This is a genomic window from Thauera butanivorans NBRC 103042, assembly GCF_001591165.1.
GTDB lineage: Bacteria > Pseudomonadota > Gammaproteobacteria > Burkholderiales > Rhodocyclaceae > Thauera > Thauera butanivorans.
The window spans coordinates 1-1,217 of sequence record NZ_BCUG01000131.1; the positions used below are offsets into that span (position 1 = coordinate 1).

Here is a 1,217-nt window from a genome sequence, read left to right on the forward strand (position 1 = left end):
GGGAAACACTGATTATTTCATCAGCATGCCTTCCTGATGGCAGCGCTGTTTGAGACACTGTAGCCTGCGCTGACTGGAGTAGTGAAGCGATGCAATCGAGCTTTTCCGACCTGGAGTATGCGTCCAAGAAGAAGCAGACACGTCGTGACCGCTTCCTTGCCGAGATCGATGCGGTGACGCCCTGGGCGGCGCTCGAGGCTGAGATCGAACCGTTTTACCCGAAGGGCGAAGGCCGTGGTCGCCGGCCGATCGGTCTGTCGCGGATGCTCCGGATGTACGTCGCGCAGCAATGCTTCGGGCTGTCGGACGAAGGGATCGAAGATGCGATCTATGACAGCCAGTCGATCCGCGGCTTCGTGGGCATCGATCTGGCTCGGGAAGCGGCCCCGGATGCGACCACGCTGTTGAAATTCCGTCGTTTGCTGGAAACGCACGGACTGACGAGCCGGATCTTCGAGGCGATCAAGGCTCATCTGGCGCACAAAGGCCTGATGATGCGCGAAGGCACGATCGTCGATGCCACGCTGATCGCAGCACCGCCTTCGACCAAGAACCGATCCAAGGCTCGTGACCCCGAGATGCACCAGACGAAGAAGGGGAATCAGTGGTATTTCGGGATGAAGGCGCACATTGGCGTCGATGCCGAATCGGGCCTGGTGCATGCGGTCGTGGGGACAGCGGCCAATGTGAGCGACATCAGCCAGGCGCACGCACTGCTGCATGGGCAGGAGACGGAAGTGTTCGGTGACTCGGCCTATCAGGGCGTGGGCAAGCGCAAGGAGAACCAGGGTAACAAGGCTGTCTGGCATGTGGCCATGAAGCGCAGCAAGCGCCGTGCGCTGCCGGCCGACCGGTTGGGCAAGTTGCTCGAGCAACTCGAACGCGCCAAGGCCAGTATCCGGGCCAAGGTCGAGCACCCGTTCCATATCGTGAAGAACCTGTTCAAACACAGGAAGACACGCTACCGCGGCCTGGCCAAGAACGAAGCGCAACTGTTCTCCTTGTTCGGCTTGGCCAATCTGATCATGGCGCGCCGACGCTTGTTGCCGCAACGTGCCCGAGGTGCGTCCTGATGGCGCTGCCAAGGCGCAAAAGCGGGGTGAAAGACCTACGCCGCGCCTTGCTTTGAATGAAAAGTGCCGACGTATCGATGAACCCGACGACGAAGCATGCTTATGAATGATTCAGCGCCGATGACTGCGATTTATTCAGCACTT

The 1,217-nt window shown here is 59.7% G+C and carries 1 protein-coding gene; it reads left to right on the top strand.

The window, feature by feature from the left end:
- Window positions 1–89 precede the first annotated feature (89 nt).
- Window positions 90–1,073, top strand: a complete 984-nt coding sequence (locus TBU01S_RS22655; RefSeq protein ID WP_068639733.1) for an IS5 family transposase — start codon at window positions 90–92, stop codon at window positions 1,071–1,073.
- The last annotated feature ends 144 nt before the right edge of the window (window positions 1,074–1,217 follow it).

Coding starts and splice junctions, on each gene's coding strand:
- TBU01S_RS22655 (WP_068639733.1), top strand. CDS start 90: ATGCAATCGAGCTTTTCCGACCTGGAGTATGCGTCCAAGAAGAAGCAG.